Origin of the sequence: Hymenobacter volaticus (genome assembly GCF_022921055.1) — a bacterium.
In the GTDB taxonomy this organism is placed as follows: Bacteria; Bacteroidota; Bacteroidia; order Cytophagales; family Hymenobacteraceae; genus Hymenobacter; species Hymenobacter volaticus.
Genome location: NZ_CP095063.1, coordinates 80088 through 106656, shown reverse-complemented (window position 1 = coordinate 106656; position 26569 = coordinate 80088). Strand labels below are relative to the sequence as shown.

General features: G+C 56.6%; 17 protein-coding genes and 1 pseudogene. 13 read left to right on the top strand and 5 right to left on the bottom strand.

Annotated elements, in window-relative coordinates; all coding sequences use genetic code 11:
* Positions 1 to 297: 297 nt before the first annotated feature.
* A complete protein-coding gene (locus tag MUN86_RS24835) occupies positions 298 to 741 on the top strand; it encodes a hypothetical protein (protein ID WP_245126610.1) in 444 nt (147 codons plus the stop codon).
* A 362-nt stretch (positions 742 to 1103) separates the two neighbouring features.
* Positions 1104 to 2372: a DUF5694 domain-containing protein gene (locus MUN86_RS24830; RefSeq protein ID WP_245126608.1), complete on the top strand. Its 1269-nt coding sequence runs from the start codon at positions 1104 to 1106 to the stop codon at positions 2370 to 2372.
* A gap of 271 nt (positions 2373 to 2643) precedes the next feature.
* On the opposite strand, the pseudogene MUN86_RS24825 reads toward MUN86_RS24830, so the two are convergent.
* Positions 2644 to 3623, bottom strand: a pseudogene (locus MUN86_RS24825) (family 43 glycosylhydrolase).
* A 471-nt stretch (positions 3624 to 4094) separates the two neighbouring features.
* On the opposite strand from MUN86_RS24825, the gene MUN86_RS24820 reads away from it, so the two are divergent.
* The 9 genes from MUN86_RS24820 (at position 4095) to MUN86_RS24780 (ending at position 21354) form a co-directional block, all read left to right on the top strand.
* The gene (locus MUN86_RS24820) at positions 4095 to 4646 is read left to right on the top strand and encodes a carboxypeptidase-like regulatory domain-containing protein (RefSeq protein WP_245126606.1); all 552 of its coding nucleotides are present in this window, start codon (positions 4095 to 4097) and stop codon (positions 4644 to 4646) included.
* A complete protein-coding gene (locus tag MUN86_RS24815) occupies positions 4646 to 7318 on the top strand; it encodes a SusC/RagA family TonB-linked outer membrane protein (RefSeq protein WP_245126604.1) in 2673 nt (890 codons plus the stop codon). Before MUN86_RS24820 ends, MUN86_RS24815 begins: the two co-directional genes overlap by 1 nt.
* A gap of 19 nt (positions 7319 to 7337) precedes the next feature.
* On the top strand, positions 7338 to 9113 hold the full coding sequence (locus tag MUN86_RS24810; protein ID WP_245126602.1) for a RagB/SusD family nutrient uptake outer membrane protein: 1776 nt from the start codon (positions 7338 to 7340) through the stop codon (positions 9111 to 9113).
* A 94-nt stretch (positions 9114 to 9207) separates the two neighbouring features.
* The gene (locus MUN86_RS24805) at positions 9208 to 10638 is read left to right on the top strand and encodes a glycoside hydrolase family 28 protein (protein ID WP_245126600.1); all 1431 of its coding nucleotides are present in this window, start codon (positions 9208 to 9210) and stop codon (positions 10636 to 10638) included.
* A 17-nt stretch (positions 10639 to 10655) separates the two neighbouring features.
* Entirely contained in the window at positions 10656 to 12635 is a 1980-nt protein-coding gene (locus MUN86_RS24800) for an alpha/beta hydrolase family protein (protein WP_245126598.1), read from the top strand.
* A gap of 97 nt (positions 12636 to 12732) precedes the next feature.
* Positions 12733 to 14775 carry a pectate lyase gene (gene pelA, locus MUN86_RS24795; RefSeq protein ID WP_245126596.1) on the top strand — a complete coding sequence of 681 codons (2043 nt, stop codon included), beginning with the start codon at positions 12733 to 12735 and terminating at the stop codon, positions 14773 to 14775.
* An 835-nt stretch (positions 14776 to 15610) separates the two neighbouring features.
* Positions 15611 to 18769: a T9SS type A sorting domain-containing protein gene (locus MUN86_RS24790; protein ID WP_245126594.1), complete on the top strand. Its 3159-nt coding sequence runs from the start codon at positions 15611 to 15613 to the stop codon at positions 18767 to 18769.
* A gap of 408 nt (positions 18770 to 19177) precedes the next feature.
* Positions 19178 to 20602 (top strand): sialate O-acetylesterase, encoded by a 1425-nt coding sequence (locus MUN86_RS24785; RefSeq protein ID WP_245126592.1) that lies wholly within the window; start codon positions 19178 to 19180, stop codon positions 20600 to 20602.
* 476 nt (positions 20603 to 21078) lie between these two features.
* Positions 21079 to 21354 (top strand): hypothetical protein, encoded by a 276-nt coding sequence (locus MUN86_RS24780; protein ID WP_245126590.1) that lies wholly within the window; start codon positions 21079 to 21081, stop codon positions 21352 to 21354.
* Positions 21355 to 21605: 251 nt separating this feature from the next.
* Here the strand turns inward: MUN86_RS24780 and MUN86_RS24775 are convergent, their stop codons facing one another.
* Together MUN86_RS24775 and MUN86_RS24770 are read right to left on the bottom strand one after the other, a co-directional pair.
* Positions 21606 to 22049, bottom strand: a complete 444-nt coding sequence (locus MUN86_RS24775; RefSeq protein ID WP_245126587.1) for an STAS/SEC14 domain-containing protein — start codon at positions 22047 to 22049, stop codon at positions 21606 to 21608.
* Positions 22050 to 22413: 364 nt separating this feature from the next.
* Positions 22414 to 22698, bottom strand: coding sequence for an Atu4866 domain-containing protein (locus tag MUN86_RS24770; RefSeq protein WP_245126585.1), 285 nt, complete (start codon positions 22696 to 22698; stop codon positions 22414 to 22416).
* Between the two features lie 234 nt (positions 22699 to 22932).
* On the opposite strand from MUN86_RS24770, the gene MUN86_RS24765 reads away from it, so the two are divergent.
* Complete coding sequence (locus MUN86_RS24765; protein ID WP_245126583.1) at positions 22933 to 24249, top strand: esterase-like activity of phytase family protein; 1317 nt, start codon at positions 22933 to 22935, stop codon at positions 24247 to 24249.
* A gap of 341 nt (positions 24250 to 24590) precedes the next feature.
* On the opposite strand, the gene MUN86_RS24760 is transcribed toward MUN86_RS24765, so the two are convergent.
* Both MUN86_RS24760 and MUN86_RS24755 read right to left on the bottom strand, forming a co-directional pair.
* The gene (locus tag MUN86_RS24760; RefSeq protein WP_245126581.1) at positions 24591 to 24839 is read right to left on the bottom strand and encodes a hypothetical protein; all 249 of its coding nucleotides are present in this window, start codon (positions 24837 to 24839) and stop codon (positions 24591 to 24593) included.
* A gap of 25 nt (positions 24840 to 24864) precedes the next feature.
* A complete protein-coding gene (locus tag MUN86_RS24755) occupies positions 24865 to 25200 on the bottom strand; it encodes a hypothetical protein (protein WP_245126579.1) in 336 nt (111 codons plus the stop codon).
* Between the two features lie 671 nt (positions 25201 to 25871).
* Here MUN86_RS24755 and MUN86_RS24750 point away from each other — a divergent pair.
* Positions 25872 to 26249, top strand: a complete 378-nt coding sequence (locus MUN86_RS24750; protein ID WP_245126577.1) for a hypothetical protein — start codon at positions 25872 to 25874, stop codon at positions 26247 to 26249.
* Positions 26250 to 26569: the final 320 nt, after the last annotated feature.

Sequence of the window (26569 nt, the reverse complement as noted above, 5' to 3'; positions counted from 1 at the left end):
GCCGCAACTTCTAACGCCTGCATTATACCACCTACAAAGGGCAGTATGAGAGCCTGCACAAGCACCTGGCCACGCAAGCAGCAAACGACTGCTGCGGTAACGGTTGCGAGCCGTAACTGTCGGACCGGTAGTAGCGAGCTTGATTACTTGTTATGGCCTGCGCCACCTCAGAAACGTTGGTCATGGCACCAGTAACCGCCTATACTATTCAGGCTTACCGGGCGTTAGCTGCTTTAGGTTCACGCTGATTCAGAATTAGTTATGCCCTCTCTCTTCGTTAGGACTGCTTGTTGCTCTTTGGGTCGAAGCGTCGTGACGCTAGGATGCACCCTAAGTTTGAGTTTGCTTGGCCACTACGGGTGGGGGCAAGTGCCAACGCCTGGCGAGAACAACTCGCCTTTTCGGTTACTGCCACTTTATGAGCCGGAGTATTCGTACGCGGAACGAATGCCGTTCTATAAAGATGGAGGAAATAAGGGGTTGCTGGCGTTGATTGCCCAAAACCGACCTACGCGGCCGCCCGGTGTTAAGGGGCTGTTTCTCACGTTTACCGTGGATAAAAATGGTAAGCCGACGCAACCGAGAGTAAGCGCCGTGCCGAGTGACATCAGGATTCCAACTAGCACGTATTACGAAGTGGCGCGCCTGCTAAACCAAATGAAAGATTTTGTACCGGCACAGCAAAAGGGAAACCCTGTAAACGTCTCGCTAACAGTTCCTCTTATTCCAATGAACAAGTGATTATTGGGAATCGGGAGAACGAGTAGATGGCTTTTTATTTAGAATAAGGTCGATTTTGCAACTTGTACTATAGGATTAGCTAAAGCGCGTTAAAGCCGTGCATTGTTAGCGAGGATATTATTTAAACTAATATTTTTCTAGTATAAACCTCGGCAAAGGGGGGGTATAATCTGCTTAGCCCCGCCGATTTGCATGGTACTTTTCCTTTTAAGCTTTTGCTTTTTGAGGTAGCACTCATTCATGTCATCTTTAAGGCTTGTTGTTAGCTCAAAACTCTGCTGCCATATATTACCCAAACTGATTTCCTGTTTTATAGGCAGAAGCAGTACCTGCTTTCAGAATTAATACTAGCCTTTGTGTTGATGTCGCTCTTTTATAAAACGCTTTCTTCTGCTGCTGCTTTGGCAGCTAACATGAAATTTGTCAGCCGCTTACGCTTTGCCAAAGCCGCCCACTTAAGTCGAGACGTATTCAGCGGAGCAGCGCCCGTGGGCGGGTTGCTTGTTGGGCTATTGTTGGCGCTGCCAGCCTGTAAAGCCACGCAAACCGATTCCCCTTCTGCTCAGCACCTGCCCGCTAAAAGTGAACAGCCATTTGACCCGGCGGTGGCCAAGCCAAAACTAGCTCTTGCGCCGACTCAAGTAATGATTTTTGGCATCGGGCATCTCGACACAGCCCCGGCCTCTTTCCAGGTTGCGTGGCTGGAACCGGTGTTATGTCGCCTACGCACCTATAAGCCGGACCTTATTCTAACCGAGGCCATGTCGGGGGAGCAAATCATGGGCCTTGAGGCGTATGCGGCCTATCATGGCACGGCCAACCAGTACGCTGGTCCGACCTTGGCGATGGCGAAAGCGGCCCAAGCCGACCTGCACCTGACGGCGGCTCAGGCTTTAGTGCAGGCCAATGAGCTAAGTGAAAAAGGCAACTTGACTCCCGCGGACCGGCGGCGCCTGGCGGGTTTGTTCGTCGCGGCGGCCGAACCCTTGTCCGCTACCGTTCAATGGCTACGTTTGCCGATGGCCGAGCGCATCGGGGCCGACGGCATTTCCCCGGCATTAGCCAAACAGGTCACCCTTTTTGCCAATATGCGCAACGAAATGTCGTCGATGGCCGCTCGCCTGGCGGCGGACCTGGGGTTAGAACGAGTATATGGGGCGGGGGACCACGCAAGCGACGTAACCCAGCCGGACTTTGCGGCGCTGAAGGCTGCGGTTTCCGCCGAGTCTGGTCAAGTGGATTTATTTAACCATAACACGCCCGAGTTCCGGGCGGTACCAGAAGAAGCCCTGAAGATGGCTACCGCCGCCGAAGTTATGCCCGCGCTGAAGTGGAAAAATTCGCCACGCTTTGCGGAACTGGACGCCGACGCCCAGTGGCTGTCGATGCTGCGGAGCGAGAAAATGGGCCGGGTGGGACGACAACGGGTTGCCGCCTGGGAAGCCCAGAACCTTCGCATGGCCGTAGCTATTCGGGAGGCCACGGCCCCCATAGCGGGCGGACGGGCCCTCTTAATCGTCGGCGCCTCGCACAAACCCTTTTTGGAAGCCTACCTCCGCACCTTCACCGATGTAGAGTTGGTCTCGGTCCCGGCCTTACTCAATGCCAAGCCTGTGGTTTGCCCTGAGTAAGAGCAACAAGGTAGAAGTAGGGCTGCGGGGTAGAAAGGGCCTTTCACCACCTGTACATCAGTTTGTAGCATTCTTAGTCCGTTTGTAAGCAGAAGACACGTCAGCCAGCGCTGCGAAAGGGGGTAGGGAGAAAGCGGGACAGGGTCACGGACACGCTCAGGAGTTGTTTGGGCTGGTCATTGAGCGGCTTCCCCGAGATGGGCAGTGGCACTAAGGAGCCTTGCTTTACAGACTGCCCGACGCGAGGGCCACCCCGTCGTAGCTAACGGCTTTATTCGAGAACTAAGTAGGGCTTGTGGCGCTTCCATTTCACTTCCACTTTCGAGAGATACCACGTCTTCCCGTTGTCGTTGTTGCCCTGGAAGAACAAGTACGTGCGCCCGTCCACGTCCCGGAAGATATCTGGATGGCCCGATTCGCTGGCGTTCCAGCTGCCGGGCGCGCCGTTTTTCAGAAATGGCTCGTTGGAGAGGCGCTGCCAGCGCACTCCGTCGCGGCTGCGGGCTATGCCAATCTGCTGCGGCTCGTTGTTGTAGCCGCCCGCGTAGAACAAATAGAGCCACCTGCCTCGTTGCAGGCAAGAAGCGCCTTCCACGCACTTTTTCTCCCACGGCAGCTGCGGGCGCAGAACAGAGGAATCTGCTAGCTGCTGCCAAGCAGCGCGGCCCAGGTTTGTTGGTAAGCCGCGCGTGCCGGCTACGCCCTGCATCTGAATCTCGAAAGCCGGGTCGCGGGTGGCAAACAACAGCAAGTAGCGCTTGCGAAACGCCACCACTTCGGCATCGATGGCGCGGCCTCCCGTCCAGGCGCCGGTGGGGTGAAAGATAGGGTTGGAAGCGTCGCGCACGAAGTGCAAGCCGTCCGTGGAAACGGCGTGACACAGAGCATCTTTAGGGCCGTTGCCGTAGGTTTGGTAGAAGAGGTGAATCGTGTCGTTGCGCACCAGCGCCCCGGGGCACAGAGGCCTTTTTTCTCGTAGTCCGCGTGAGGAGCCGGGGTCAACTCGCCGGCCCGGGTCCAGTGGGTTAGGTCCGAGGACGTGGCAATGCCTATGCACCAGCCAAACTCGGCGTTGGGCGGAATAGAGTAATACATAAAATACTGGCCTTTGAAACGCAGCACGTACGGGTCTTTGGCCATGGGCCGACCCGTGCGGGTGGTGTCGCTGTAGTACATGGCTGGCCGTTGCTGAGCCGCTACCAAGCCGGCCGACAGCAACCATAAAAGCACCCAGAAAAGACGGTTGCGCATAAGGCGAAAATAGAAATAGTGGTTTTTAGCGGTCAGCTTACCATAGAGTGGCCTTGCTAGTGAAATGGAGCCCATCATAAACTCAACGAGGAAAAGAGAAGCTGAATGGGAGTCCATTGCTTAGTCTGCAAAGCAACGAAGCCGATAACTTGGCTTGCCGCTCTTACTGCATTTGGTAACGTTCCCGACAACGTTTGCATAAATAATTAGCGCAGTACTATGGTCCTTTTTATCAGGAAGTAAGCTAACATTAAATAGAAGTTCTCCATCAGTAAACTGGATAATAAGACTTCTAACCTTACAGACAGGCTGATTTTAGTAGTTGGTGCTTATCAATGCCTTCATAGCAACAAGCCCCAGCTACCTTAACCACTTAAAATCAGCCTGTAATCGATTGCTATCAGCTGCTATAACACCAGCCCCGGTGCTACATCCGCACTACGTGACCTCTCACTGTTAACCCCACCTTAAATGAGAAAACCCCTACTGTTAACCGGGTTGCTGCTGAGTACAGCGCTGACCGCCATGGCGCAGGAAAGGCGCATTCAGGGAAGTGTAACCTCCACGGATAAGGGCGAGGTGCTGCCCGGCGTAACAGTGATTGTCAAAGGCACAACTATCGGCGCTTCCACAGATATGGAAGGCAAGTTCAGCTTGAGTGTGCCGGCTACCACCACCAACGTAACGTTGCGCGTGAGCTACGTGGGGTTTGTCGCCAAAGATGTGGAAGTAGGCGACCGTAGCAGCGTAGCCGTGGTACTGAGCCCCGACGCAAAAGCACTGGAAGAGGTAGTGGTTATCGGCTATCAGCAGGTTAACCGCCGCGACGTGACGGGTTCGGTTTCCTCGGTGAATGCGCAGCAGATCAAGGACGTGCCCGTAAACTCGGCGGCGGAGGCTTTGTCGGGCCGCTTGGCGGGCGTGCAAGTAACCAGTGCAGAAGGTACTCCCGGCAATTCCAACGTGCAGATTCGTATCCGGGGGGCGGGTCCGTCACGCAAGACAACTCGCCGCTGTACGTAGTGGATGGGGTGCAGATTGAAAATGCGCTGAGCGTGATTGCGCCGCAGGATATTGCCTCGGTTGATGTGCTTAAGGACGCCGCCGCTACGGCTATTTACGGGGCCCGCGGCGCAAACGGGGTCGTTATTATTACCACCAAAAACGGCCGGGAGGGCCGTACCATCATTACGTACAGTGGCTTTGCGGGGGTGCGCCAAATCAGCAAGAAGCTGGACTTGATGAAGCCGGCGGACTTCGTTGACTATCAGTACGAACGGGCGGTGAATACCAACACCCTGCCCGCCTATAAAGCGTTCTTCGGTAGCCGCAATTTCACCGGCGACACGCTGAACACGGCGCGCAACTTGCCGTTCGTGGACTGGCAAGACCAAGTGTTTGGCCGCGACGCCTTCCAGCAGACGCACAACATTTCCTTGGCCGGCGGCAGCAAGAACTCGACTTTTTCTCTGAGCTTGACTCGCAACGACGAAGACGGCATCCAACTTAAGTCGGATTACGCCCGCAACTTGGTCAATTTCCGCTTCGACAACACCGTTTCCGACAAGTTTCGCTTCGGGGTGAATGTCCGCTACAACGATCAGGTGTCGAACGGGCAGGGTGTGACGACAAACAACTCCAACTCGGCGACCCGCCTGCGCAACGTCGACCAGTTTCTCCCGCTGACCCTGACGCTGCCCGGCGCGCTGGACCCCGGCGTGTTCGACCCCAACTTCTTTAGCAGTTCCAGTTTGGTGAATCCGGTGATTGCCATCGACAACGACTACCGCCGGGACAAGTTGCGCAACCTCAACCTGGGCGGCAACATCAGTTTCAACTTCACCAAAAACCTGGTGTTTCGCTCTACGGTCGGATTCGACATCACCAATAACCGGCAGGAGATTTTCTCGGGCCGCTACTCGCCAGCTATTCTGTCGCCGTCGGGGCCCTACCAGAACTTGCCATTTGCGGCCATCAACACCAGCCAGCAAAACACCATCAACAACTCCAACGTGCTAACTTATGCGTTCAAGCAGGGGCGGCACTCAGTTGACGCGCTGGTGGGGCAAGAGATTTATCAGCAGCTGCTTACTTCGCTCAACATCCAAAGCTACTTTCTGCCCCTAAGCATTACGGCCGAGAGGGCTATTGCCAACATCAATCAGGGCGTACTGCCCAACAGCACGGCCCGGCAGCCCAATCCCACCACCGGCATCGGTGCCGACTCGCGGCTGCTGTCGGGCTTTAGCCGGGTGAACTACTCGTTTGACGAGAAGTTTCTGTTTACCGGGACCCTGCGGGCGGATGCATCGTCGAAGTTTGCGACGGGGCAGCGCATCGGCTATTTCCCGGCGGCTTCACTGGCATGGCGGCTTTCCCGCGAGGAATTCATGAAGTCCGTCACCCCGATTTCCGACCTGAAACTGCGCTTAAGCTATGGCTTGGCGGGCAATAACCGCATCGGCGACTTTCTGTACAGCCAGTTTTTTCAGGCGGGTGGGGGGCAGTACGGCCTCAACAAAGCCATTACCCTCGGCACGGTAACCACTTCGCTGCCCAACCCGAATCTGCAATGGGAAACCACGGTGTCGCGCAACGTGGGTTTGGATTTGAGCTTGTTTAACAGCCGCGTCCAGTTCACGGCGGATGTGTACAAGAACACCACCCGCGACTTGCTCGTGGACGTGCCGATTACGCCGACTTCCGGTTACTCTACGCAGCTGCAAAACATTGGCTCCACCTCGAACCGCGGTTTTGAATTGCAGCTGAGCGGTACGGTGCTGCAAACCAAAGAGTTCACGTGGACCGCCAGCGCCAACACCTCGCTCAATCGGGGCCGCATCGAAAACCTAGGGCCTATTCAAGGAATTGCGGGCATTAACTCGAGCTGGGCCAGCACGGCCATTGCCTCCGATTTTCTGGCGCGCGTCGGTGACCCCATTGGGTTGATGTATGGTTACATCACCGAAGGTTTCTACACCGCCGACGATTTCCAGGGCTACAATGCCACCAACCGGACCTGGATTTTGAAAGGGGATATTCCTTCTGATGCCACGGTGCAGGGCCAGCCCGTGGCGCCGGGCATTATTAAGCTCCGCGACGTGAACGGCGACGGTGTTGTCAACGACCTCGACCGAACGGTTATTGGCAATGCCAACCCCAAGCTCACGGGGGGCTTCAATCAGCAGTTCAGCTTCAAGGGCTTTGATGCCAGCGTGTTCCTCAACTTCGTGCTTGGCAATGATATCTACAATGCCAACAAGCTGGAATACACTTCGGCAGTGAACCCCTACACCAACCAGCTAGCCGTTATGAACGGCCGCTACCGCACCATTGATGCCAATGGCACGCCCATTACCGATTTGGAAACGTCGCGGCAGGTAAACCAGAATGCCACCATCTGGCAGCCTACCCGCCAGTACTTCGTGCACTCGTGGGCCATAGAGAACGGCTCGTTTTTGCGCATCAACAACGTCACGCTGGGCTACTCGCTGCCAAAAGAGGTGATTGCCAAGGTGAAGCTCACCCAACTGCGCTTCTACGTGACGGCCAACAACCTCTACACCTTCACGAAATACACGGGGTACGATCCGGAGGTGAACACGCGCCGCTCTTCACCCCTCACGCCCGGGGTGGACTACGGCGGCTACCCGCGCAGCCGCCTCTTGTTGTTCGGGGTCAACCTCTCTTTGTAAGGCTCTAATTCCCTTGAAAATGAAATCATTTTTTCTCCGCTCCACCTTGGCCGCCGCTACGCTGGCCAGCGTAGTGGGCGTCACGGCCTGCAAAGAGTACCTAGACGTTAATCCAGCGGCCTTGTACTCGGCCGATGATGTGTTTTTCGACGTAGCTGGGGCTACGGCCGCCGTTATTGGAGCCTACGATCTGCTGTCCGGCGATACATCGTACGGGACGCGCCTCAACCTATACTACCCCTACGACACCGACGAAATGCAAGCCAGCCCGGGTTCCTTGCCCGATGGCTTGCGTTTAAGTATTGCCCGCTACACGGCGCTGCCCGTCAACAATGAAGTGCGCAACCCCTTTAATACGCTCTACCAGGGCGTGGAGCGCTCCAACATCTGCATCAAATACATACCCCAGATGCCGCTCTACACCAGCGGCTCCGCCGCCGACACGGCGGCATTGCACCGGTTGTATGGCGAAGCCCTCACGCTCCGGGCGCAGTACTACTTCGAGCTGATTCGCAACTGGGGCGACGTGCCCGCCCCGTTCACGCCCTCCATCGACAACCCCGACCTGAATTTGCCGAGTACCGACCGCAATGCCACCTGCGACAAGCTGTTAGCTGATTTGCTGCAAGCGGAAAAGCTGGTACCCTGGCGCTCGGCCGCCGGACCCGCCAGCGAGCGGATCACCAAGGGCGCCGTGAAAGCCTTGCGCGCCCGCATGGCGTTGTACCGCGGCGGCTACCGGGTCAATGCCACCACCGGCCAGATGGAGCGTCCCGCCGACTACCTGGACTTTTACCGCATAGCCCGACAGGAATGCGCCGACCTGATGGCCAAGCGCGGGGAGCACACCCTCAACCCAAGCTTCCAGAACCTTTTCGAAAGCATCAACAAACTAAGCTTTGATGTCAGCCACGAAATCATTTTCGAAGTGGCCATGGCTGGGTCCAGTTCCCAGTCGGACAGCAAGCTAGGATATTACAACGGCCCGAAGCTGAATGCCTCCAGCACCTACGGCACCTCCCAGGGCTCTATTGGCGCGGTACCCACCTACTTCTACGCCTTCGACTCCACCGACGTCCGCCGCGACATCACGCTGACGCTCTACACCGTGGAAAGCAACAACCAGCAGCGCGGCACGCCCCTTAATTTAATGACCGACGGTAAATTCCGGCGTGATTGGCGCACTCCGGCGCTGCCCGGGGTCAACAATTACCTGCAATATAACTGGCCCCTTATCCGCTTTGCGGACGTGCTGCTCATGTTTGCGGAAGCTGAAAACGAGTTGAACGGCCCGACCGCCGCCGCCCGGGCCGCAGTGCAGGAAGTGCGTACCCGCGGCTACGGCGGCAATGCCACCCGCGCTGCCTTGCCGGCCACCAGCAGCAAAGCCGAGATGTTCACGGCTATTGCCAACGAGCGGTTTCTGGAGCTAGGCGGCGAAGGCATCCGCAAGTACGACCTGATTCGGTGGAATTTGCTGGGCCAGAAGCTGACCGAAGTACGGGCCAGCCTCAACCAACTGAAAAACGGCACCGGCCGCTACGCCAACTATCCGGCCACCAACTACTACCGCGTGAACAATGGCACGGTGCAGTGGGCCCGTTCCTTTTTCCGGCCTTCGCCAGCTACTACCCCTACGGGCACCACGGCCGTGGCGTGGCGCACTGCCATCACCGATGCTACCATTGCCAACCTCGCTTCGGAGTACAAGCCAAACGCGGGCAAAGAACTGCTGCCCATTCCGCAGACAACCATCGACACCAACCCTAACGTGAAGCAAAATTTCGGCTACTAAAGGCCGGTCAGCATAAGCAGCAGCAGTTTAGGCGGCCGCTGCTTTTCTGTGAACTTCGCAACAGCATTGCCTTCTCGACCCAAACGCAGATCCGATGGGAAAATCAAATACGCGCCGGCGCTTTCTGAAAATGGCTGGACAGAGTTTACTGGTCGCGCCGGTTGCTTCTTCGCTGGTAGGATGCGGCGTAACCAACACAGCTACCCAGGCGCTTGCCGACTCGAAAGTTGCCGCAGCCGGTTCAAACCCCGGCCAGCCCAAGGTCAGCTTTAATGTGCGCGACTATGGCGCTACCGGCGACGGTACCACCAAAGACACAAAGGCCATTCAATTGGCGCTAGACCGCTGCTGGGTGTTAGGCGGCGGCGAAGTGGTAGTGCCCGCTGGCAGTTACCTCACGGGAGCTATTGCCTTGAAATCGAACACGCTGCTGCGCCTCGCCAAAGATGCTCTCCTGCTGGGCACGCCCGACTTCGCCGATTACCCAGTGATGCAAGTGCGTTGGGAAGGCAAATGGATACCCGGCCACGTCGGGCTTATTTATGCTATTGAAGCCAATAATATCGGGGTTGTTGGGCCGGGCAAGATCATGGGCAACCACGCCCTGGGCGGCCGACCCAACGCCGAAAATCCGTTGCGTCACCCAGCGCTGATTGAGCCTATTGGGTGCAACAATTTGCGCTTCGAGGATTTCTCGACCGACTATTTCCAGATGTGGTGTTTGCATCCCACGTACTGCGAAAACATTGCCATTAAAAATCTTACCATCCGCAGCACCGGCGGGAACGGCGACGGCATCGATATCGACTCGTGCAAGCATGTGCGCATCGAGGGCTGCGACATCAACACCGGCGACGACTGCATTTCCCTGAAGTCGGGGCGCGGCATGGAGGGCTACTCGCTGTTGCACACCACCGAGGACGTGCACATCAGCAACTGCACGTTTGCCGACTCTATCTTTGCTTGCATCGGGATTGGCAGCGAAACATCGGGTGGGATTCGCAACGTGCGCATCGAGCACTGCAAGTTCACGTACGCCAAAACCCACGCCATCTACATCAAGAGCCGGCCCGGCCGAGGCGCTTTCATCGAGAACATTGTCGTCGATGATATCGACGTAGCGGGCATGGAGGGAGGCTTTCTGCGGTTCAACTTGCTGGGCAGCGGCTTGCAAGACCAAAACCCCGTGCCCGGCGACGAAGGCATTCCCACGGTCAAGAACTTCCACTTTTCCAACGTGCGCGTCAAGGACGTACCAGTACTAGTAGAAGGCACCTCGGTGCATCCCAACAAGCCGCTGGATGGCTTTTCGCTGATCAACGTGACGGGCACCTGCGCTAAAGGCATTGCGCTGGCCAACATCAAGAAAGCCAAGCTGCGCGACCTACATGTAACGGGTTTCAGCGGTCCGCTGCTGAGTGTGAGCAACGTAACCGGCTCCGGCCTGGAAGGCGCTGTCGCAATCGACCCACCCAAGCTCCCCGACCCGGTGCCAATGCCCACCCAACCCTACAAAATAGGCTAGCTGCTGGCTTCTCTCGTATGCGCCACTGGCTGCTTTTTGTTCTACTTCTAGGGGCCTGCTGGCCCGTAAAAGGGCAGGTGAATTCCGCGGCGCTAGCCTGGAAAAACAACACTGCGTACAACTCTTACCTGATGCGCACAGTGCATCAGCAGTACGCCGACCGCTTAATGGAAGTGCGTGAGGCCGTGTCTTCCCAAAAGGCCATGCTACGGTATCAGCAAACCCGGCGGGCGCGCTATCAAGGCATCCTAGGTGATTTACCGCCGAAAATGGCGCTGAACGCGCGGGTTGTGGGTTCTTTGGCGCAGGCCGAATTCCGGGTTGAGCGCATCATGTTTGAAAGCGCCCCGCACCGCTACGTAACGGGTAACCTGTACGTACCGGCGGGCCAAGGACCCTTTCCAGTGGTTTTGTCGCTTTCTGGGCACGGCATGAATGGCAAGGTGTCCGATCAGCGCGTGGGAATATTGTTTGCCTCGCACGGCATTGCCGTGTTTGCCGTCGACCCGGTAGCGCAGGGCGAGCGGCTCCAGCTAACCGACCGCAACGGCAACGCCCTGACGCGCGGCGCGACCACCGAACACACGCTCCTGAATGCCGGCGCCAACCTGGTGGGCACCAGCGTAGCCGCCTACGAATACTACGACAACACCCGGGCCCTCGACTACCTGGAAACGCGGCCCGACCTAGACAAAAACAAGATGGGCTGCATCGGCAGTTCGGGCGGGGGCACCCAAACTACGTATCTGATTGCGCTGGACCAGCGAATAAAAGCGGCCACCGTGTGCAGCTACGTGTCGCGGCGGGAGCGGGTGCTGGAGCTGAGCGGCCCTTCGGACGGGTGCCAGCATATTCCCAATGAAGGCCGGGAGCACCTGGAAATCTCGGATTTCCTGACGCTGTTTGCACCCAAACCTTTGCTCATTATGTCCGGCCTCTACGACTTCGTGGACTATTGGGGCGCCACGCAGGCGTACGACGAGCTGAAAAAGGTGTATCACGTATTCAAGGCCGACCAACAGGTTAGCCTGTTTACGGCCGAAACGGGTCACGGCATGCCGCAGCCCAAGCGTGAAGCCGCCATTACTTGGTTCCGAACCTGGCTCTGTAAAGATGCCACGCCGGTGCTGGAAACCGCAGCGGCCGCCATTCCAGAAAAAGAATTGCTCTGCACCAGCACGGGGCAAATCAGCACCGCTTTCCCGGAGGCAGTTAGTATGCCGCAGTACCACCAAGCGCTGGCGCAGGGCTACGCCGCGCAACGCGCCGCCTTTATTCGGCAAGACCGAGCCGCGGTAACTCAGCAGGTACGAGCACTGCTCGGCATAATGACTCCGCAAGCGAAAATTCGAGTGGAAGGCACGGGCACGGTGGCCGCTCGCACGTACACCCTCAGCAAATACCAGCTCAACCGGGCGGGCGAAATGCCGGTGCCGTGCGTGGTGCTGGCGCCGGAAAATGTAACTCCCACGGCTACTGTAGTGCTGTATCTGAATGCCGCTGGCAAGGAGAATATACTGGCCGATGAGCCGACCCTAAACGCCTTTCTGAACCGGGGCGACCTGCTGGTGCTGGCCGACCTGCGCGGCTTCGGCGAAACAACCGACCCCGCCGAATTAAACGACTTGAAGTACTGGACCAAGGAATACCGCAACGCCATGCTGGGTCTGCACATCGGCGCGCCGGTAATGGGACAGCGGGTGCTGGATATAGAGTCGCTCTTGGATTTCATAACGACCGACCCTAACCTGAAAGGCCACCCGGTAAAGCTAATTGCCAACGGGCTCTACGGCCCCGCTGCCGTTCACGCTGCCTACCTCGACCAACGAATCAGCAGCACGGAGATATCCCGATCCGTGAAATCATTTCAACAGCTGCTACAGAACCCGATGCAGAACGACGCCTACTCCAACGTGCTGTATGGCGTGCTGAAGTATTACGACCTCCAGGATCTGATAGAGAAAGCCGGCAGCGGCAAAATCAGGTTCGTGGACTAAGATGCTAGGTGCTTCTAGCGTACTAGCAACCTGCAAGGCGAGCAAGGAAGCAACACAGGCGCTTGGCTAAGCAGATGCCAGTTAAAGTATGACGACTATGACCCGATATGTACTTGTCTTCCTATATCTGTTGCTTGAAGGCGCATTCGCGGCCCAGGCACAGGGCAAAGCGAAGCAACAAATTGTAGTAGCCCAAAAAGGAGCGGCTGATTTTCGTACCATTCAAGCGGCTATCAATAGCCTGCCGAAAGGCGGCGCCCAGCTGCCGGTGGTATTCATCAAAAACGGCACCTACCGCGAAAAGGTAACCATCGACAGCCTACCGAACTTGGTGCTACGAGGGCAGAGCGAGGAAGGCGTCCTTGTCACGATTTCGCAAGCGAATGCCACCTTCCGCTGCGACCCGGCTAATGCCGGCCGCTGGGACGTGGCCACGCTCAACCTGCGCAACAGTCCGGGGGTGACACTGGAAAAGCTAACCGTCACCAACACCTACGGCGCCGACCATCCCAACGGAGAAACCATTAGCTGCGCAAGCGAACTAGGGGGCCAGAAAGTAATCAACAGCGCCGACCACCAGATGGCGCTTTATACGGCGGCTAATACTACGCGCTTATTCGTGCGTCACTGCACTTTCCGCACGCGCGGCAACGACACCGTAAGCCCCTGGGACAAGGAAGCGGGGATGTATTACTTTCTAGATTGCACCATGGAAGGCTCGGTGGATTTCTATTGCCCACGCGGTTGGGCTTACGCCGAAAACTGCCGTTTTATCTGCCACAATCCGAACGCCGCTATCTGGCATGATGGCTCCATGAACCAGGATGCCAAAACGGTGCTCAAAAACTGCACCTTCACCGGCGACAAAGACTTTAAGCTCGGCCGCTACCACCACGATTCACAATTCTATCTGATTGATTGCCGCTTCGACCGCAACATGGCCGATGCCGACATCTACCCCGCTCCGTCGGGCGACTCGGCGCCACTGTGGGGCAAGCGGGTATATTACTACAACTGCCGCCGCGACGGCGAAAACTACGCTTGGCTGCGCGACAACCTGACCACAGCAGTAAATGCACCCACACCCCAGCAAATCACAGCCAACTGGACATTTGGGGGGCGTTGGAATCCCGATCCTAAAGCTCCAAAATTGCCCGCACCTGGTCCCGTTGCGCAGGATAGCATTGCCGAACGGATGCTGTTCTATCAGCGCACGGATGGTGGCTGGCCTAAGGCCATTGGCGACGCAAAAGTGGATTACAAACATCCCCTGAGCACTGTGCAGAAGGCCACCCTCACCGATGATGCTGGCCGCAACGATGCCACCATCGATAACAATGCCACCACCCGCGAAATCACGTATCTGCTCCACGCCTTCACCACCACCAGCAACCCAACCTACCGCCGGGCCGCCGAACGGGGAATCAGCTACTTACTGCAAATGCAGTACTCTAACGGCGGCTTTCCGCAGTTTTATCCGGACAAGAGCAGTTACCGCCACCAAATCACTTACAACGACGACGCCATGGTTCGGGTGTTAACGCTGCTGCGCGCCGTAGTGGAGCGGAAAGGCGATTATGCCAGCGTCGAGCAAGACTTGCGTTTGAAAGCGCAGCAAGCTGTGGAGCGCGGTATTGCCTGCATCCTGCAAACGCAGTACGTGCAGCACGGTAAGCTCACGGCCTGGTGCGCGCAATACGACGAGAAAACCTTATTGCCCGCCAAAGCCCGCACGTTCGAGCTGCCTTCCTTGAGCGGGAGTGAGACGGTCGGCATCGTGGAGTTTTTGATGTACATTGAAAATCCCTCGCCAGCCGTCCGAAGGTCAATTACTAGTGCCGTGGAGTGGCTGACAGCAGTGAAAATCGCTGGCTACGCCGTAAAAACCATCCAAGACCCCAAACTGCCTAAAGGGTACGACCGAGTAATAGTTGCCGAACCTGGCGCCACTATGTGGGCCCGTTTTTATGATTTAGAGACCAACAAGCCTATCTACGTGGGCCGCAACAGCGAAAAGAAAAACTCCTTAGCGGAGATTGAATACGAACGGCGCACGGGCTATGGCTACGCCGGTACCTGGCCTGCCACGTTGTTGACAAAGGATTACCCGGCGTGGCAGCAGAAGTGGGAAAAAAAGTAGAAGGGTAGTACAACAGCCCAGATAAGAATTGCCGATTAGTGCGTGCAACAAGTGCGTGCAAACTTCTCGCACAATTAATCGGGAGTTCAGAACTGATTATCTGCGACGGATAGGCTAACCACGGGCCTAGGCCTGCGGACAGTGCTGCAGCAGGCAACCATGCTCAGAAGCAACCTAGAAGCGGGTCCAACCCCGGCAGGGGATTCTGCATGCGCCTAGTCGTGCCGCTGCCGACCACTGCGCGCAGCAAACGAGTGCGTAAGGGCATAGGCAAGAGCAAAAGCCCCCTTTAGGCTGATAGGGAGAGTTCGAGGCAACTACTGATTTGGATCTTGCGATAGATGGCTGTGCTTGACGTGCATGCGCACCGTCTCGTGCGACAAACTCAGGCAAGCCGCTTCCTGCTTGCCGCTGAGCGCATCCGCCATCCTTATACAATTTGCGCCCCATCAACAGCTTGGGTTATCCGACAGACGGCGCCTTCAACTAGGCTTACGCGCAAAAGAAACCAAGGAAGCACTCAAGCCGACTAAGAGGGGCACTAGGTTGTGATAAAACCAGTGGTACCGCAAATGGGGTAAGCCTTTAAGTTGGAGACAACACTAAAAACGCGGATTTTTGGTCGTCTCATGTATGGTTGCTGGTTGGGTCTGCAGTAGGAGACTCGTCACCGGCATGCTTCCTATGTCGGTGGCTGCCCGCTTGCTAGGCAGTCTAATCGCCACTTGACGCGGGGATTCCCAGCAAAGAGGCCGCCTAAATCATACGCACCGCGCCGTAAGAGTGAGCTTGTCTTCTTTTCAATTATCTGCTTTTCTTCCTAACTGTTTATGCTATGAAACAACATTTTACCCGCTTCTTGCTCGTGGCCACCAGTTGGCTCTTGAGCGCATCAACCACGCAGGCCCAAAGCAGACCCGCTTCTACCACCACTACCCTTTCGAAGCTCTTGCCGCAGCTTGCGCTACCAGCTACCGCACCAGCACTACGCCTGCCTGCCTCTGCACCAGGAGTAGGGCCAACCAAACGCTTGGTCCAGGCCCACCCCAGCGGCCCCCTCACCGCCCGCTCCGGCAGCCACTCAGGCCAGGCCCGCACTACCATCACCGAAACCGTCACCCAGGCCGGAATTGCCCTGGTCAACTATCAAGCTCCCTCGGGGTTTTTCTTTGGTTTAGTTGATCGGGTGGTAGACGCTGCCGGCAACACCTACCTGACCGGCTCGCTTCAGTCGATGACCGAGCCCCCAACCGGGCCCATGGCCAATGCCGATTTTCTAGTCGTGAAGTATTCGCCCAGCGGCCAGAAACTCTGGGAACGAAGCTACAACAACTACGACGTTTCGCTTGCTATCTCGAGCGACGACCGGCCCGTGGCCGTAGCCGTGGATGCCGCCGGCAACGTACTCGTGACGGGCTCGACGAGCACCTTTGATCGGCGGATCTCGCGCGCTTTTGCTGGCTTTCTCACCCTCAAGTATTCACCCACGGGCGCTCTGCTCTGGAACCAACGCGTGCAGGGGGCCCGGGTTGCGTCGGTGCTCGACTTGGCTGTGGACGCGGCCGGCAATGTGTACGTGGAGGCGAGCTCGAGTTCGGATATTAGTACGTTTGCCTTCCAACGCACCACGGTGAAGTATTCGCCCGCGGGGCAGCAGCTCTGGTCGACGACGCGCGCGGCGACAGACCTCGGCGACACGCAGCAGCTAGCCGTCGAGGCCAGTGGGGGGGTGTGCCTATATGGCAAGCATACCATCAAGAAATATGCGGGCGCGAGTGGCCAACTCCAATGGACTGTGCATAGCACCAGTGACATCAACGACCTGCAGGTGGACGCAGCTGGCAACGTGCTGACGACGGGCACAGCAGCCAGCGACTACGCCACCGCCAAGTATGCGGGCGCCAGTGGCCAGCAGCTCTGGGAAGCGCGCTACGACGGCCTGGCCCATGCCGGCGATGTTGGGACGGCGCTTCGGGTTGATGCCGCGGGGAACGTGGTCGTGACCGGCCGCTCAGACGGTGACAATACCAGTCAAGACTTCGCCACGCTTCGCTACGATGGAACCAGCGGTCAGCAGTTGTGGGTGGCACGCTACAATGGGGCTGCCAACCGTGCCGATGTCGCCACAACGCTCGAGCTCGACCGCGCCGGCAACGTGTATGTGACTGGCCGCTCGATCAGTGGCCGGGGAGACAACGACTTCAGCACCATCAAATACACGTCTGCGGGCCAGCAGCAGTGGCAAATAGGCTACAACGGCCCCAATAACAGCGATGATGTGCCAACCTCCATTGTACTTGATGTAACTGGCAACCTGTACGTGGGAAGCGGCAACACGACCGTCACGTACGCGCAGCGCAGCATACAGGAGGGATGGACCGCACGCTATACGGGAGCGGGCAGCAGTGCCGAAGTGGCTAAGGAGGTAGTGACGGACGCAGCCGGTAACGTGTACGTGACGGGGTACGCGTACAATGGGCGCAACTACGACTATGCCACCGTCAAGTACGGCGCTAATGGCCAGCAACTGTGGGAGGCTCGCTACAATGGGCCCGCCGATGGGGAAGATCTGCCCACCAATGTAGTAGTAGATGCCACCGGCAACGTTTACGTTTCGGGCACTTCTTATAGTGCCACCGAAAGCGACTATGCTACCATTAAGTACTCGCCCACCGGCCAGCAACTATGGGAGGCTCGCTACAATGGCCCGGCTAGCGGCTACGACCTAGCCGCTAAGGTGGCCGTAGACGCCGCGGGCGCTGTGTACGTGACGGGCTCCTCGGACAATGGCGGCAACGGTAGCTATGACTACGCCACACTTAAGTACAGCGCTAGTGGCCAGCAACTCTGGCAGGCGCACTACAATGGGCCCGCCAACAGCTATGACCTAGCCGCGGATTTGGTAGTAGATGGGACCGGGGATGTGTACGTGACGGGCACCACCTACTCCGACGCGCAGAGTGACTATGCTACGCTCAAGTACGCTGGCGCCGGTGGCCAGCAGCTTTGGGAACAGATCTACAATGGCCCCCACAATGGCTACGATGAGGCGGCCAAGTTGGCCCTAGTTGGTGCGCAGCAAACGAGCGTAGTGGTGGCGGGCACCTCCGACGGAGGGACCAGCACGGGTTTCGACATGGCCACGACCGCTTACCAGGTGAGCACTGGCCAGCCGCAGTGGAATTACCGCTACAACAGCCCGCAGAGCGGCGATGACGTGGTGGCCGACTTAGCCGTGAGCCAAAATAACCAAGTGGTGGTGGTGGGTACAAGCTACGGCAGCACCAGCGCCGATTACGTCACGCACGTGCTACTCAATGGGCAGTTGCAATGGCAGGCCCGCTACAACGGCCCCGACAACAGCTACGACGAGGCCAGAGCCGTGGCCCTGGATGCAGCCGGCAACGCCTACGTGACCGGCCTCTCCTATAACAACGACGGCACCAACGACTATGCTACTGTCAAGTATGCCGCCCAGGGTAGCGGGGAAGAACTCTGGGCTGCCCGCTACGACGGGACCGGAAGCTACGACGAGGCCATCGGCCTCGCTATCGACGCCCGCAACAACGTGTATGTAAGCGGCTATTCGTTCAGCTCCGACACGGGCTATGACTTCGCTACCCTGCAATACAGCCAAACCACTGGGGCCGGGCCGCTGGCATTGGCCACCAAGATTGCCTCATCTGGGGCTGCCAGTGCCCCGTTGGCCACCGCAACCCTCATCCGCCAGCCAGCGCAGGCCCTAACGGTGTATCCTAACCCAGCCAGTGGTCCGGCCACGGTTAGCTTCCGTCCGATGCAAGAAGGAATGGCTCAGGTGCTGATCTTCAACCAACTGGGCCAGCCGGTGGCCACTTTGTATAAGGGCCAAGTACGCCAAGGGGAGCACTATGAATTCTCGCTCAACAGCCAAAAGCTGGCCGCGGGTCTTTACACCTGCTCGTTGCTGGTGGGCGGGCAGCGTGAAACCGTGCGGGTACTAATCGCGCCCTAAATGCCGCTGTTTGGAGCCCGGACAAAGAAGCGCCTAGAAATCCCTAGAGGCGCTTCTTTGTCCGGGTTAACCTCAGTTTGTTTGGCGTTTTGCCCTATAGCAGATTTTACTTTCGGCGCTAGGGGTAGCGCTGCTCCTGCCACTTAGTTACTTTACTGATGCTCTCCGACTACCTGTTGCCTCATGCTAAGGCTGCGCGACGGTTAAGACTGCCTAATCAAGCCAAACGTGCAGAGTAATTCAGGCAGGGCAGGGGCGCTACAACGACCTAGTCGCCTCGGTAAGAGGGCGTCATCAGGAGGATGCGTAGTGCCAAAAACGAAATAGGTACTAAGTTGCAAGACCGGCCGCTGAAGCACCAGCTACGGGGCCGCTTGCTCGCTTAGTCACTTCTCACCCTTTTACCTTATGCGTTTGTTTGCCGGTATTTCTAAATGGCCCGTGGGACTGCTGAGTTGCCTGCTCCTCGCCGCGCCTGCAGTGCAGGCTGAGGTTACGCTGAACAGCTTGTTCAGCGACCACATGGTGTTGCAGCAGCAGGCCAACGTGCCGATTTGGGGGCGCGCCCGGCCTGGTGAGGCTGTCACGGTCAGCTTCAAGCAGCAAACCGTGAAGACCACCGCCGATGCCACGGGCAAATGGTTGGTGAAGCTTGCTAAAGAACCAGCGGGCGGACCCTACACTCTGCGCGTTACCGGGGACAACAATTTGGCAATTAATGATGTGCTGATCGGGGAGGTGTGGTTGTGCAGCGGCCAGTCGAACATGGAGCGGCAACTGGGCCCGCGGCCGCCGCAATTGCCGTTAGTTCGATGGGAGCAAGAGCGCGACGCGGCCAACTACCCCCAGATCCGGCAGTACACTGTCCCACAGAAGTATGCGTCCGAGAAGTTGGACGACGCGAATGGCAACTGGCAGGTATGCTCGCCGCAGACCGTAGTCGATTTTACGGCCGTGGGTTACTTCTTTGCTAAGAACCTCTATAAGGATCGGAAGGTACCCATCGGCATCCTTAACGCTACTTTTGGCGGTACCCCAGCGGAGGACTGGATGAGCCAAAGCGCCTTGGCCGCTAATCCCGAACTCGCAGGCTTTGTCAGCAACTACGCCGCCCGCATGAATCTGGGCCAAGGCTGGCACCCAACCGGCGAGCAGTTGAGCGGGCTCTACAACGGTATGATCAACCCCTTGCTGCCCTACGCCCTGAAAGGGGTGGCTTGGTATCAGGGCGAATCCAACAACGGTCGGGCCGACCAGTACGGCAATACGCTCGCGGCTTTGATTGGCAACTGGCGCCAGGATTTCAACCAAGGCAACTTTCCGTTTCTGATTGTGCAGATTGCGCCCTATAAAGGCACCCACCCCGAGCTCCGCGACGGACAACTCGCCGTGACGCGCCGGGTTTTAAACACGGCCCTGATTGTCACCACTGACTGCGGCGATGCCAACGACATTCACCCCACACACAAGCAACCCATCGGCGAGCGGTTAGCGCGGGCGGCGCAGGCGTTGGCCTACGGAGAGAAGATTGAATACAGTGGTCCGCTCTACCAGTCTTTGAGTGCTAAGGGCAATCAGCTGGAACTGCGTTTCTCTCACACCGACCGTGGCCTACTGGCGAAGGATGGCCTTCTGAAAGGCTTCATGATTGCCGGCGAAGACCAGCGGTTCGTGCCGGCTACCGCGGTTATCCAAGGCAAAAGCATTTTGGTCTACAGCGACCAAGTGAAGCATCCCGTAGCCGTGCGCTACGGCTGGAGCGACGTCCCCGACGTGAATTTGTACAATGCAGCGGGTTTGCCGGCATCTCCTTTCCGGACTGACGGGCAGTAACTCAATCCGATAGCTCCTTATTTTCCTGCCTTCCGCTTAGCATGGCTCGACTTGAAGGCCCTTCCCATTTCTTTTGAGCGCTACTGTAAACCATCGTGTTTGCAAGCGGATGCTACTCTGCTAAAGGAGAGTAGTGGCCGGAAATAGTTACGTGGCTGGGAAGTGGAGAGCAGCAGAGTAGAAACATGCAAATGGGAAGCGAACTGGCTTTGCTATGCTGCAACACTAGCTAAGTAATAGAAGAAGTCTATGACAAAAAGACGATTTATTGACTTGTATTATTTTTATATAATATAATTTTATTTAATATGTAACCTATTCTATGATGCGTTTTCGGCCCATTAAGCGAGAAATGCCCTTTAATAAAAGAAGGAATAGAGTAAAGGTTGTGAAAGTGCCAAGTAGTCTGATTTAGAGAATACTCAATCCAGTGATGTCCGGCAGCCGTACTGCAATATCGATTACAAACAAGCTTTATGATTCGCGAAGAAGCAATTCGCATTACCCTGTTATATCTAACCGAAAAAGATAACGATGGTACTGTCATATTAGACTACCAGCGGATGTTGGCTTCACTGACCGAGTATGCAACCTGCTGGTACGTGGACTTTCACTACAAGCGTGCACGCAGGCAGCCCCCGCACCTGAGTGGCGAAGCGCCGGGCTTTATTATTGACAAGAAAAGTCAGCGTATCCGCGTGATTAGCTGGCAGGAACTGTATGAGCTCAACTTTGACCTCCTTCCGTTCTAAAACGAGTCGAGAGACACCAGTGAGTTTCTTGCTCTTCAAGAATAGCACTTAGGTGCCGGCCGTCCCCGATCTAGCGCTAAGCCTTTGCGGTGTGCTACGCTGCACATGATACTGTAGGCACGTTTCCATTGCAGGCTTGCACTCAATTCTGTCGACAAATTGGGGTAACTGAACCATCACGCACCGCACGCTGGATCGACCTATATAGAGCCGTAGGGTTCTACACGTGCCACTTCGTCGACCATGATTCCCTACAATTTCGTTTGGGAATGGTTGGTTGTTGGAGTAATAGCCCGAGCGTGCTGGCCGAGCCAGGCCTGAGCATCATGCATGTTGTCGAATACCTTGGCCTGAAAAGCCGTCAGCTGCGCATAAAACGCACTAGCCGATTCGTCGGCAAAGGAATCAGGGGTGGTAATCATGGCAAAGTACTGCAGGCCAGCGGCAGCCGCCTGGGGAGCCCAAACGTTGATTACCCAATCCAGCGAGTGGTCCCAGGGGCCGCGCACTTCCCGCGTATCGTTGAGCACGCACCCATAGCCGGATTCAGCCAAGGCTTGCGTGTAAGCCATTGCGCCAGCTTGAATGCTTTCTTTAGTCAAATAACCTTGCCAGTTCACGGCCACCCAACGGTTAACGTGGTCGGTGTCGATGGTAAGGTAAACGCGGTTGGTTGGACTCCTCAGCTCTTGCATAAGGATACAAAGAACGCAAAAACCGAGCCGGCAACTAGCAAATTACAAATGAAACTTACTGCTGTTGAGGTTTAAGTAGTAGACGGTAGCGTATTCAAGAAGCCTCTCTTAACAGCGCCCATCTTTCTCAAACTGCTCTTTTTAAACCTTGTACGGTCTATTGCCGCGTCACTGTTCTGCGGTAAGGCAAGAGCGGGCTCGTGCCAGCCACGCAACAGCAGATGGTACGCACTTTTGTGAAAGAAATATCGATAACGCGGACCCAAAACCGTGGCCTTGCACATGCCGATATTCTGTTTGAAGCGAAAAACCTTAGCCCGCAGTAAGACAGCGGCCACCTATACATAGGGCTAGCGGAAAGGCGTTAAGCGGGTTGCTCGCGATAGAGCACCATGCCCGCGTGATATAGTACGCCGTCGCGGAACTCGCCGTCGGCCGTAAAGCCGGTGTCGTCGCGGTAGTCAATGTGGTTGCCCTTTACCCAATAGCGGCCTTGATAGGCGCTGTGGCGAGTGCCGCGTGCTTCATCGTAGCGGCCAGTCGGCAGCAGTTCGTGGCGGATGTATCCATCCTGCGTCACCCACATCCCGCAATAGGGGTGCCCAGCCGATGGCAAGCCGTCAGAAGCGGCAGTAGTTGAGATATTCATAGAAGTAGTGGTTGAGTAAGGCAAAGGTCCGGCAGCCTGCAGAACTGCCGCTTACACTTCTCGAACAGAAACTTGCGTAAATCAAACAACTCACTTATGCCAATGCAGCTTGGGTTGTCGTGTGCTTCCTTAAGTCGAAGCTCCTCGACATTGTAAACAAAAACATAGCACTCGGGTAATATTGGGGCAACTTGTGTAGGCAACCTTTGCCGCCTACCCTTTCCTTTCCCGTGTATGCGCGCTACATCGTACCCCTTTTTCCGGGCGCTTAGTGGAATGCTTGTTTGCAGTGCCCTAGTGAGTGGTTGCAACGACGATGATGAGTCCAGTTCCGGTACGTATCCGGCCTATGCGGAAGCAAGCAACCCCACCGTGTTGGCCACTGCGCCCAATGGTACCGTGCTCTACAATGGGGGCTTTGGCTCCTCTATTGCTCAGGACCCCAATGACCCGACGGTCTTCTACCTGCTCACCGACCGGGGCCCGAACGCCGCTGGCACCGCCCCCAACACCATAATTTTCGGCAAGGCCGATTTTACTCCCCAGATTGGCAAGTTTCGGCGGCAGGGCCAGCAATTGGTACTCGAGCAAACAATTTCACTTAAGAACGCCTCTGGTCACCTGCTGACGGGGCTGCCTAACCCCATTGGGCAGGGCAATACCGGTGAAATTGCGTTGGATCTGAACGGTCAGGTCCTAGCTCCCGACGCGGAGGGTATCGACTCGGAAGGCCTGGTGCTGGCTGCGGATGGTACCTTCTGGGTCAGCGACGAATATGGGCCACATATAACGCATTTCGATGGTACGGGTCGCACGCTGGAGCGGATCAACCCCTTCGGCAGCGGCACGGGCGGGCGACGGCTGCCGGCGGTACTAGCCCGGCGGCGACCCAACCGCGGCATGGAGGGCCTCACCATTACGCCCGATGGCAAGACGCTGGTTGGGCTCCTGCAGTCTCCGCTCTATAACCCAACCGCCGCTGCCGTGGCGGGCTCGACCGTGATTCGGATCTTGACGTTCGACATCGCTACCGGTGCTACCAAGCAGTATGTGTACCTGATGGAAAACGCGAGCCTGACAGGGTGCAGCGAGATTGTCGCCATCACCAACACCACCTTCCTGGCTCTGGAGCGCGACGGCTTGTATGGCGGCAATACTACGGCTCCGGCCACCTTCAAGCGGGTCTATCAATTCGACTTGGCGGGGGCGACCGACATTTCAGATGCCGCAAACGCGGCGGCTGGCAAGCTGTACAATGGTTTAACGGTGGAGCAGTTGAAAGACCGCACCGGGTTGAGCGCCGCTGGTATTGTGCCGGTCACCAAAACCCTAGTTCTGGACTTGCTAACGGATATCTCGCCAGTTTATCCGCACGATAAGGCCGAGGGCCTCGTTCTGATTGGCAACAACCAGCTGGCCATTGCCAACGATGATGATTTTGGGGTGCTCGACAATGGGTTGAATGGGTTTGCGCCCAAGCTATTGCCCGCCACCAATCAAGTGGACCGAAATAGGATCTACTTTGTTCAATTGAAAACGCCAGTCAAATAAAAGCCAGCAGGCGGTTTACCTCTTTTCGTCACCGGTGAGCCCTGCCGGGGAGAAGATAAGCTACTAAGCCACCTGTTCTGACTTACTCAGCATTGCTCACGGTCGGCTGGACTTATGTGCTTAGCGGATTAGCGGCAGCATAAACACCGGAACGGCTCTGCAATAAGCTCAGCGGCAAGTAAGTCGCTCGCGTATTGCGCAATTCGTCTCGAATTCGCAACACGACGACTAGGTCGGCGTGCTAGCGGGTTGCCTCGAATGAAATAGGAATTGAGTTGGTGGGATGGCTGCCCCCGCGACTGTACCCTGTATATCTAGTATATGGGCCTAGTGAGGGGAAGTTAAGAGCAAGGCAGCGAGAGGTAATCCGCATAGGCGTCTAAGCGTGCGCCTACGGGCAAGGTGCGGGTGCGCAGCACCGTCGGGCCGTCCGGCTCATAGTACACTTCCACCAAGAAGGGAGGCAGGGAATAAAGCGCCACAACCTGCGGGCCCAAGTGGCGGGCGGCTAAGAACCGGCCCCCGAGCCATACCAGCGGCAACTGCTGCTCTAAAGGCAATAAGCTAAAAGCAAGTTGAGAAAGAGCCATCAGGCGGGGGCGATGCAGACCAAGGCTAGGGGGCAGCAGTCGGGCGAGGAAAAACTAGCGGAGCGGGAAACGTCGCCGCTACGGAGGCCAGTAAGGTGTCCCGCACTGCCTCCCAGCACGAAGGTTCGGCCAGCGCGCGTTCTGGCATGATCGTGTACTGGTGCTCTACAACGAGCAAGTGGCGTAGCAGTTGATGCTGGGCAGCGGTGAGTTGATCGGGGTACGACTGGAATAAGACCGTTACGGTGGCCGCGAGCAGCGAGTTCAATTCCTGCTGAACGGCCGGAGAAGCACTTGAACGGGGCAAGAGCTGCAGACACCGCCAGGTATGACGCAGCTTATACGATAGAGCCATAGACATAACTAGCGTAATAATTAGAGTAGTAGAAAATAAGGAATAAGCAGAAATACACTGTTCTAGTGAGCTTTGCCCCTTTAACAGTTCGAACGAGTCTTTGCTTTGCAAGACCGGGCACGCAGATGGGCTAAGCACCGCGCGTTATCACTATACCAGCAGCCATGAGAGGTGCACAAAGATGGTACGGGTCTCTGACTTGTATGTAACGCGGCTGTTATCGTTTTGTGAACCGTGTATCTTATCAGCCAAAGCCAAACTATTTAGCCAGTGGACTAGCTTCCCCATGGTCTAGTTGAGTTAATGCTTTCTTTATGGCCAAAGACAAACTAATGGTCCCAAACTGCTGAGCCGGCGCGTGATGGCACGCTAATTCTTGGCTATGGAAAAACTTAACATGGAAAAGTGCCGCTAAAACAAGGCGGATAAGATAGGGGATTCAACATGGCGGTAGTCAGGAAACCATCGACTATTCCCTCTCGCCATGACTTAGTCATTGCCTTGTTCATGAGCAGCTTAATGCTACTGCTGGCCCACTATTACTTGTATGCTTAGGCTTGGCACCATTCCGGTAGCACATCGGCCTCTCATTCAGGCGCGTGACTTTCACCCCAGTCCGCATCGAACACCTCGCATCCGCCTTCGTACATAGGTTGGTTAGTATTTCCTACCCGACCATGGCTAAAGACAAAAAGAATTCAAGCTCTAAGGAGCTCGAGAAAAAGAACAAGAAAGGCAAGAAGAGTAAGCCCGCTCCCGCGGCGGAAGGCTTCAATGGCCTACTTGCGCAGTTCAATACAGTCAAGGACCTGCGTCGGCAGGTAGGTGAACTCAGCACTGGACAAGTTGTGGTAGGCGGCGTGGCGCTGTTGGCCGCTGGCCTTACTTATTGGGCCAAGCAACGAGCCAATACGCCGTCGGTCACGAGCGTTGCACCTACGGCTTCCCCCGTACCAGCCTCAAACCCGGCCGTAGAAGAACAGCAGGATCAAGTGGAAACAGCGGCTACGGTTGCCCCCAAAAGAAAAGCCAAGGCCCGTAAAAAAGCTGAATAAAGCTTTGTTTCTCGCACGTTCTACTAGCCTAGTTTATAGATTCCGCTTAAGGCTAACTGCCTTAACTGCCATATTCGGTTGCTTCCTGCTGCTTATCATCTATATCGACCGTTCCTGGTAAGCAGCGCTGCAAGCGTTGTAAGTCTTGGTTTCACCTCATATGAAACCTATCGCGTGAGCAAGACCGATCCACTAGGCGTGCTGCATAGGAGCAGGACCCTAGCCAGCGCTTGCTCAGCGCTTATGGTATGGGCTTCTGGAGCAAAAGCGGTGGCAACCGACTGCGTGATGACAGCTTATTCGGCTGCTTATTTGAACTG